9 protein-coding genes and 1 tRNA gene are annotated in these 8,006 nt (G+C 50.9%); 4 read left to right on the forward strand and 6 right to left on the reverse strand.

Features of this window, described 5'->3' with window-relative positions; genetic code table 11:
* Positions 1 to 275 precede the first annotated feature (275 nt).
* The 4 genes from BUA65_RS16920 to BUA65_RS16935 form a co-directional block, all read right to left on the reverse strand.
* Positions 276 to 1,427 (reverse strand): S1C family serine protease, encoded by a 1,152-nt coding sequence (locus BUA65_RS16920; protein ID WP_207543932.1) that lies wholly within the window; start codon positions 1,425 to 1,427, stop codon positions 276 to 278.
* Between the two features lie 159 nt (positions 1,428 to 1,586).
* On the reverse strand, positions 1,587 to 2,438 hold the full coding sequence (locus tag BUA65_RS16925) for an Mrp/NBP35 family ATP-binding protein (protein ID WP_072871488.1): 852 nt from the start codon (positions 2,436 to 2,438) through the stop codon (positions 1,587 to 1,589).
* Positions 2,439 to 2,580: 142 nt separating this feature from the next.
* Positions 2,581 to 3,342 carry an N-acetylmuramoyl-L-alanine amidase gene (locus tag BUA65_RS16930; RefSeq protein WP_242656384.1) on the reverse strand — a complete coding sequence of 254 codons (762 nt, stop codon included), beginning with the start codon at positions 3,340 to 3,342 and terminating at the stop codon, positions 2,581 to 2,583.
* Positions 3,343 to 3,788: 446 nt separating this feature from the next.
* Positions 3,789 to 3,878, reverse strand: a tRNA-Leu gene (locus tag BUA65_RS16935).
* A 426-nt stretch (positions 3,879 to 4,304) separates the two neighbouring features.
* Between BUA65_RS16935 and BUA65_RS16940 the strand changes: the two genes are divergently transcribed.
* Together BUA65_RS16940 and BUA65_RS16945 are read left to right on the forward strand one after the other, a co-directional pair.
* Positions 4,305 to 5,150, forward strand: a complete 846-nt coding sequence (locus tag BUA65_RS16940; protein WP_072871491.1) for a zinc metalloprotease HtpX — start codon at positions 4,305 to 4,307, stop codon at positions 5,148 to 5,150.
* A gap of 136 nt (positions 5,151 to 5,286) precedes the next feature.
* On the forward strand, positions 5,287 to 5,577 hold the full coding sequence (locus BUA65_RS16945; RefSeq protein WP_072871493.1) for a hypothetical protein: 291 nt from the start codon (positions 5,287 to 5,289) through the stop codon (positions 5,575 to 5,577).
* A 63-nt stretch (positions 5,578 to 5,640) separates the two neighbouring features.
* Here the strand turns inward: BUA65_RS16945 and BUA65_RS16950 are convergent, their stop codons facing one another.
* Complete coding sequence (locus BUA65_RS16950) at positions 5,641 to 6,483, reverse strand: hypothetical protein (RefSeq protein ID WP_131821550.1); 843 nt, start codon at positions 6,481 to 6,483, stop codon at positions 5,641 to 5,643.
* 138 nt (positions 6,484 to 6,621) lie between these two features.
* Here BUA65_RS16950 and BUA65_RS16955 point away from each other — a divergent pair, with 138 nt between their 5' ends.
* Positions 6,622 to 6,816: an SPW repeat protein gene (locus BUA65_RS16955; protein WP_072871498.1), complete on the forward strand. Its 195-nt coding sequence runs from the start codon at positions 6,622 to 6,624 to the stop codon at positions 6,814 to 6,816.
* Between the two features lie 159 nt (positions 6,817 to 6,975).
* Positions 6,976 to 7,584, forward strand: a complete 609-nt coding sequence (locus BUA65_RS16960; RefSeq protein ID WP_072871501.1) for an EcsC family protein — start codon at positions 6,976 to 6,978, stop codon at positions 7,582 to 7,584.
* A 158-nt stretch (positions 7,585 to 7,742) separates the two neighbouring features.
* Here the strand turns inward: BUA65_RS16960 and BUA65_RS16965 are convergent.
* Positions 7,743 to 8,006 (reverse strand): transposase domain-containing protein (locus BUA65_RS16965; RefSeq protein WP_131821551.1); only part of this gene is annotated, 264 nt, incomplete at its 5' end.

The raw sequence follows: 8,006 nt of genomic DNA on the forward strand, positions 1-8,006 counted from the left end.
CGTGCCCGCCCCATATACTCCGCCGTCCCTTGGCAGCCTGGGATTTCGCTGTGTCACGCCAGCTCATCCGAACGGCTTAGCCTCTTATGGGGTTCTTGTTCATCGGGCCGTGGTTTTGCCTCCGGCTTCCTTCGGATTCCACCTCGCGATGGACACCCTTGCCTTTGGCTAGCAGACTCGTGCTGCCTCGCCTGCAGTGGACTTTCACCACCAAGTTAACGCCCATGCCGGGCGCACACGAAAAAAATACCCCTTCCTAAAGGAAGGGGTATTTTTCAGCGCAATTGTGGGGGTTTTTCGGCGAGGATTAAGGGGACATAGCGAGCCCGGCCGTTACGGTAGATTTGCAGCACCAACCGCTGGCCCACCTTGCTCTTCTGGATGATACGCACCAAATCATCGGGGTTTCCAACCTTCTGGTTATCCACCTGCAAGATCACATCCCCCTGCACCAATCCTGCGTTATCGGCCGGGCTGCCCGGGATAACACCTACCACCAGCGCTCCTGCTGCCGCCGGCAGTTCCAGATAGGCAGCAATTTCTTCAGTTACGGGCTGCATCTGTACGCCTAGCCAGGGACGCCCCTTTCCATTACCCTGGAGGAGCTGGTTTAAAACCTCCTTGACTGTGCTAGTGGGAATAGCAAAGCCAATACCCTGGGCCTGGGCTACAGCAGTGTTAATGCCCACCACTTCACCATTGAGATTCAAGAGCGGGCCGCCGCTGTTACCCGGGTTAATGGAGGCATCGGTTTGCAAAAGATTTTTGTAACGCCTGTTTTCTACCGTAACCGGCCGGCCTTTGGCACTGATCACCCCTACCGTTACTGTGTGATCCAACCCGAAGGGATTGCCAATGGCGATCACCCAGTCTCCCACACGGATTTTATTAGAATCCCCCATCTTCAAAGTGGGCAGGGTCTTGCCGGCATCAACTTTTAACACGGCCAGGTCCAGGTCGTAGTCAGCACCGACTACCCTGGCTGGCAGGGGCTGATCGAATCCCTGGATAGTTACGGTTATCTTCTGGGCGCCATCAATTACGTGCTCGTTGGTAAGAATGTAGCCGTCCTGGGACATAATAAAGCCGGAGCCAATACCCCGTTCCTCCCGGGGCTGGGATTGAAACCCAAAGGGTCCGCCAAAAAATTGCCGGAAGAAAGGATCGTCAAAGAAAGGATCCACCCGCCCACTATTCCGGATCTTCACCGTATCGATTTTCACCACGGCCGGCCCTGCCTGGGAAACAATATCAGCCACCGTACCGGGACCGACACCAGGCATAGCGTTAGCCACGTTATTGACCGGAGGTATCCCATCTTTTTGCGGCTTGACATCGTTAACCAACAAACAACCACCAGCAAACATTATACCGGCCACAAAGGCCGCCAGCGCAACAAAGGCCAGGGTCCGCTTCCAGTTTTGCACGCACTTTCACACTCCTTTCGCCATCAACATTATTATGATAATCTATTTAAGGAACAAGAGACAACAGGGTTCAGAGATTAAAAACCTTGTATTTGGGTTATTTCCGAATAAAAATAAGAAATTGCTGCTCGGGTTGTAGTGTATAAGGAAAAACTCCGGTCAGGCCGGAGTTTTTTGATTTTCGACTACCTCCACCAGTGGTTCGATATTTTTAAGAGATGTTCCCTCATAGTCCTCAATACGCCCGGCATCGGCTAATTTTGCCAATTCCGGATCCACGGGCAAAACGGCCAGCAAAGGCAACCCTGTTTTACTAGCCGCCTCTTTTACACTACCGTTACCAAAGGGTTGAATTTTTTCGCCACAATGGGGACATGCGATATAACTCATGTTCTCCACCAGTCCCAAGATGGGAATACAGGCCTGCCGGGCCATTTTGATGGTTTTGCTTACCACCATCATGGCGAGATCTTGGGGAGAAGAGACTGCCACCAGTCCATTTAAGGGTAGCGATTGCATTACTGTCAGGGGAACGTCCCCGGTACCCGGAGGCATGTCCACAATTAAGTAATCCAGCTCGCCCCAAGCTACATCGCTCCAAAATTGTTTTACCGCACTGGCGAGGATAGGACCGCGCCAGATTACGGGATCGTCCTCTTGAGGCAGGAAAAGGTTCAATGACATAACTTGAATACCCAACGACGTTTTCACCGGTAAAATATAGTTCTTGAACTGTTCGGGGCGGTCAACCAATCCGAAAATTTTAGGAATACTGGGACCGGTAATATCCGCATCCAGGATGCCAACCTTATAACCCCGGCGGGCCATGGCTACGGCCAACAGGGCGCTGACCGATGATTTGCCCACCCCTCCTTTTCCGCTCATTACGGCAATAACCTTTCTAATATCACTGGCTTCGTTTTGGGGCAAGAAGGGAGAACCGGTACATTGTCCTGTGTTGCACCGCCCGGTATCCTTGTCCTTACAACTCGTGCATTTTGTTTCGTCCATTCCACAATCCCTCGCCTCGTTAGTATTTTCTCTACATAAGTTTAGCATATTTTTTCCTAAGAGGCCAGGATTACCCCCTACCCCTCAATGAACTTCACCTTATCTGTGGCACGCCTCTCATATCCCTTTCGGAATATTTCCTTTACTTTTCAATGCGGTCCAGCAGGCGGTTCAAAACCGTTGCCAGTTCACCCCACGTTACGGCCGCATTGGGGGCATGGTCACCGGTAATAAGGCCGCGCTCCTTCAAACGTTTAATTTCCTCACCAGGATCCCAACCGGTGCGTTTTTTCAAACCCAGGGCCCGTGCAAGACCCCCTGTGATGGCAAATGCCAGGTCCCGCAAAAATACCGCATCGGCAAGATAGGCGGCATCCCGGGGATTATCTATAAAAAGATTTTCCAGAAGTACAGCTGGCATCTTTGTCTTCCTTAAGACGGCAAAATTGGCCCTCTTCAAACCCCGGTCGGGGAAACCCCGCCCAAGGTAAAATTTGACCACTTCACGATGTAGCGTAGCTGCTATTGATTGGCTTTCCTGGGAGGCTGCGGGATGAATATAACTTTCAAAACCGCTCCCTCCGCCTGAGTTAACATGCAGGGAACAAAAGAAATCAGCCTTGTGCTGGTTGGCCAGGTCCGCCCGGGCATCCAGGGAAACATAAACATCACTGGTGCGGGTGGGAATAACTTTTACCTGGTAATCCTCTAAAAAGGACAGGACCTGACGCCCCAGGGTTAAAACCACGTCTTTTTCTTCCAGGCCAAAACCAACCGCCCCGGGATCCTGACCACCATGCCCGAGATCCAAAACGATCACCATAGGATTCACCCGGCTCAACTGGGAGCGGGAAGCCACCTCCCTTTTGACCATACTCGCGTAAAGGGTGGCCAGGCTGGTCACCCTTGCCCCCCAGGGAAACTTCCCTGTCCCCTTAAAGGTTTTATGACGGCTTAGTCCAATCTATTCAACGGTGAAGCTAAAAGATAATCGTAAACACATTTTATGAAAACATTCTTACAAACATATGTTCTAAGGGTTATTATAAGTCTGTTGAACACCCCTGTCAATGGAAAATTGGCTTGGTCGCCCTCCTGTTGAAGTTAAAAGCCGGCATAGTCAATATGCCGGAGCACTTAGGTATGTCCTCTCAAAATCTTATCCCGTAGGCGTATACCAGAACGGTTGCGGCAAGCAATAATAACGGAAACCTGTGAAAATAGACTGGCCGCTTTGCCAAACCCGGCAAAAATATTGCTGCGCCATGATGTTGTCATCACTTTTACTTGTAGTTAAAGCCCCACCGGCTAAAAAATAATGCACCCAAATGGGTGCACTCATCTATCCAATGGTGCCGGAGACCGGACTTGAACCGGTACGGGTGCATAACACCCCCGGGATTTTAAGTCCCGTGCGTCTGCCTGTTCCGCCACTCCGGCAAGTGCTGCAAGCATATCTTAGCACAGCGGATGTAATCTTGTCAATGGCATCGGTTTTTGTGTTGTTGGTGAACCGGCATATGGTTTACAGTGGTCATCTCAATTGAAGGTTATAGAAAGGATGAGCATCACGGAAAGTTGCCACTGTCCTATATACCACTTTTCCCCTTGCCCGCAGGATTTAATTATAATATAATTAGTTTGGGATAATAAAAATATCAAATGGCGAACAGAGGATTATTTATGCATCGAGGGATGGTTTAGTAGGTATACTCGTGAAGGAGGGATCATACCCATGTGTAAAAATTCCTTCCGTTAAATGCGGGAGGTTGTTTTAAAAGGATTTTTGCTTCCTACTTGCCGACTTCGCGGGATTGTTCATATGCCTTGCGATAGCCGGCTTATTTTTGAAAGGAGGTCCGCGTAATGAACAACTTCAGGGCCTGGTTATTAATGGGGCTGCTAACCGTTTTGCTGGTGTTAATTGGTAATGCAGTGGCCGGTAGTTCGGGGGCTTTCTTGTTCTTTCTTATCGCCCTGGGTATGAACTTTTTCGGTTACTATTTCAGCGATAGAATTGCCATCGCCATGACCGGATCCCAACCCCTGGCCGAACATGAAGCGCCGGAACTGTATGCCATGATTCGCAATCTCGCCCAGCGGGCGGGGATTCCCATGCCCCGGGTGTATCGCACTCCTTCACCTCAACCCAATGCCTTTGCGACCGGTAGGAACCCAGCCAATGCGGCGGTGGCGGTAACCGACGGATTGATGCAACTTCTTAACCGTTCGGAAGTAGAAGGCGTTTTGGCCCATGAAATTGCCCACATTAAAAACCGGGACGTGCTGGTGGGCACCATTGCCGCTGCTCTGGCCGGGGCGATTACTATGATTGCCAATGCCCTGCAGTGGGGGCTAATCTTTGGCGCCGGCCGGGATGACGAGGAGGCAGGCAATCCCCTGAGCCTGGTAGGTACCCTGCTCATGATTATTCTGGCCCCCCTGGCGGCCACCCTCATTCAGCTGGCCATCTCCCGCGCCCGGGAGTTTGAAGCCGATGCCACCGGCGCTCGTTTGGCAGGTTCTCCCCACGGCCTAGCCAACGCATTGCTCAAGCTGGAACGGGCCGCCCAGCATATTCCTATGCAGGTTAACCCGGCTACCTCTCACCTTTTTATTGTTAACCCGCTGACAGCCGAGTCTTTCGCCCGTCTCTTTAGCACCCACCCACCCATTGCGGAAAGGGTGCGTCGTTTACAGCAAATGCAATAACCCTGATATCTTCCGGGCCTCTGTCTGCCGGACAGAGGCCCTTTTCTATGAAAAAATTTTACCATTCATGTGGGATATGATATACTCATGGATGGGCCGTTTTGAGTGGCCACCTAATGAAGGAGGTTGTCCGTATATGGAAATAACTCACCCACAAAAGACTATTGTGGTGAGTATTCAGGGATGGGAACTGGAAGTATTAGAAGGGCCGCGCAAAGTAAATGTAGATTTAATGGGAGAAATGCTGGAATTTAAAGGGATCTGGCTAACCGAACCGGAGCGGGGCGTGGTAACCGTACTCTGCTACCCGGAAAAGGTTTTTTACCTGGAAATAACTGAGGAGGAACTGCCGGTAAAAAGACCCGGTCGAAGAAATAATGTTACTTTCTTACGGCCCATTGATCAGATCCCGGAAAAAGATAGTTGAGCACCCGCACGGCCTCCTGCCGTGGAGTGCCCATCATAGCAGCCTAACTACGCCGCCGTAAAACTAACGGCGGTGTCGCTCTTTATGGGACTTCCCGTGGCGAGATTTCCCCTCACCGGAAGAGGCTACCTTTAATATGGCAAAACCGGCCTGACCCTCCACCATTACAGGTTCCACTTCCAGTGCTTCCTTGGGGCGCATAACCGTCTCCAGTTTTTTGAGCGTTTCCGGAGAGATGGGAGTTGATTTATCGTTTTTACTACCGGCCTTCCCGTCCGTGTGCTCCTGGTTGCTCTGTCCCGATTTGCCAGATGGAGGTTCTTCCCTGGTTTCAGCCAGTTCCAGGGCACAGGCCACCTCCTCCAGGACCTTCTCCTGTTTCTGCCCTACTTCCCGCACCTTTTCGCTACCCTGCCTGTCCTCCTCAAGACCGGCGGAAAAGTTATCTTGCATTTGTTCCCCCGGAAGTCCGGCTTCACTATTGATCTCCCTGTCTTCACCCCATAAGAGCTCGTAGCGCAGCTGGCGGCAATCGGAGAGAATCCTTTCCATGTCTGCCTCCAGTGCCCCGACAACAGCGGCTAATCTAGTGAGAAAGCCCTCCTGGAATCCTCCCTGGCCTTTAGCACTTTCCATTATACCGGGTAAATCAACCAGTTCTTCCTCTACTCTGTTGGCTAAATCCTGCAGGTGCTGCAGGGCCCCTGCAATCAGTTCCCCCAGGTCCTCCGCCAATTCCTCCTGCTCCCTGCGCAATTCCAGATACCGCACAATTTCTTCAATGGATAGATCGGCAATAGTGTTTTGTTCCAGCGCACTTAACTCTTCTACCAGCTCGTAATAGCGTTGTAGCAATTTCATCAACCTCCTGGCAAAGATTACCACTATTTTTATTCTACCATACATTACCTTTTCCTTCATAAAATAGCTAATTCTAGTTAAAATTTTATATTATTCTTAAACGGACTATATGTTTAAAAAAATTGGTAATGGTTAAAATAACACTGAATGCAACATTTCCAATCATGTGGGAGGTGAAATCCGGTGAACAGATACGGCTGGCTGGGAATCGTCTTTGGCATCTGGTTGATCATTGCTCCCTTTGTACTGGGCTATTCTAACGTAGTCAATGCCATGTGGAATGATATCATTTTAGGCATTCTTGTTGCTGTCAGTTCCTACCTGACCAACGCTGAGCTCAGGGGAGCAAGGGTTGGTGGAGGAGGAGAAAACAAATAACCCCTTCCACGCCCACACCCGCCCGGAATGTCGTTTCCGGGCGGGTGTGTTTTTTACTTTCGGTTGAAGGCCTAGCGCCGTATCACTGCCCAAGGTTAAGTTTCTTGACCAGAGTTGGCGGGTATGTCATACTGAAGCTAAAGAAGGGAGGCAACGGCCGTGCCGGGATTTAATCCTTTTACATCACCCCAAGCCGAGGAAATTGAGCAAAAAATAAAAAAGCTAAAGGAAACCTTTCCTGGCTTGTCTTTCCGGGAATTGGCCATCAAAATCATTCAGGAGAGGGCCCGGCAATGTGCGCTGGCAGGAATGCTCACTGCCCTACCGGCAGTAGTACCCGGCCTGGGTACATTGATGGCTGTACTGGGAGGAGTAGCTCTTGACGTAACCCTGCTTACCTACCTGCTGGGCCGCATGGTCCTCGAAGTAGCCGCCATTTACAACAATGACCTTACCGGTTACCGTTACCGGCGGGAAGCCTTTTGGGCCTTCGTTTTTGCCGCAGGGATAGGGAGCGCGGGAAACAGTCTTTCCCGGGCCGCCGTTAATCAGCTCTCCAAGGAAGCCTTCACTGCCCTGATGGAACGCACGTTTCTCTCATTGGGGGTGCGGTCAACCGCCCGTTCGAGCCTGGTGCGCATTATTCCACTATTAGGCTTACTGCTTGCTGGCGGGGTGAATTATTTCTTGGCCGTGGCCATGGGCAGGCGAGCCGTGCAATATTACGAAAAACGGCAGGAATGGCCGGGGAAAACGATAGACGTTTAATTTGTTGACACCCTTGACGTATCAAGCGCAAGCGCCACCAACAGAGGATGCAAATAGCCCAGCACTCACTGCAAATGAGGTTCATGTTATGAATCATTGCCAAATATGTAAGCGTAAAATAAACCCCACCTTGCAATCAGGTGGGGACAAAATCCAGCTTATTTACTGGCCCTGCAGGCAGGGGGTAACGAATCGGACCAGGGGAGTAACTGATCCAGGGCGTTACCGTCTGTGGGGTCCAGATTGGGAAGTCTTTCAAAAAGATAGCTGAGGTATTGGAAAGGATTCAACCCATTCTCCTTTGCCGTTTCTATGATGCTGTAAGTAATAGCGCTGGCCCGTGCACCCCGCGGAGTATTGGCAAACAACCAGTTCTTGCGGCCAATGACAAAGGGTTTGATCGACCGCTCACTCCGGTTGTT

It is taken from the genome of Desulfofundulus thermosubterraneus DSM 16057 (assembly GCF_900142025.1).
GTDB lineage: Bacteria > Bacillota > Desulfotomaculia > Desulfotomaculales > Desulfovirgulaceae > Desulfofundulus > Desulfofundulus thermosubterraneus.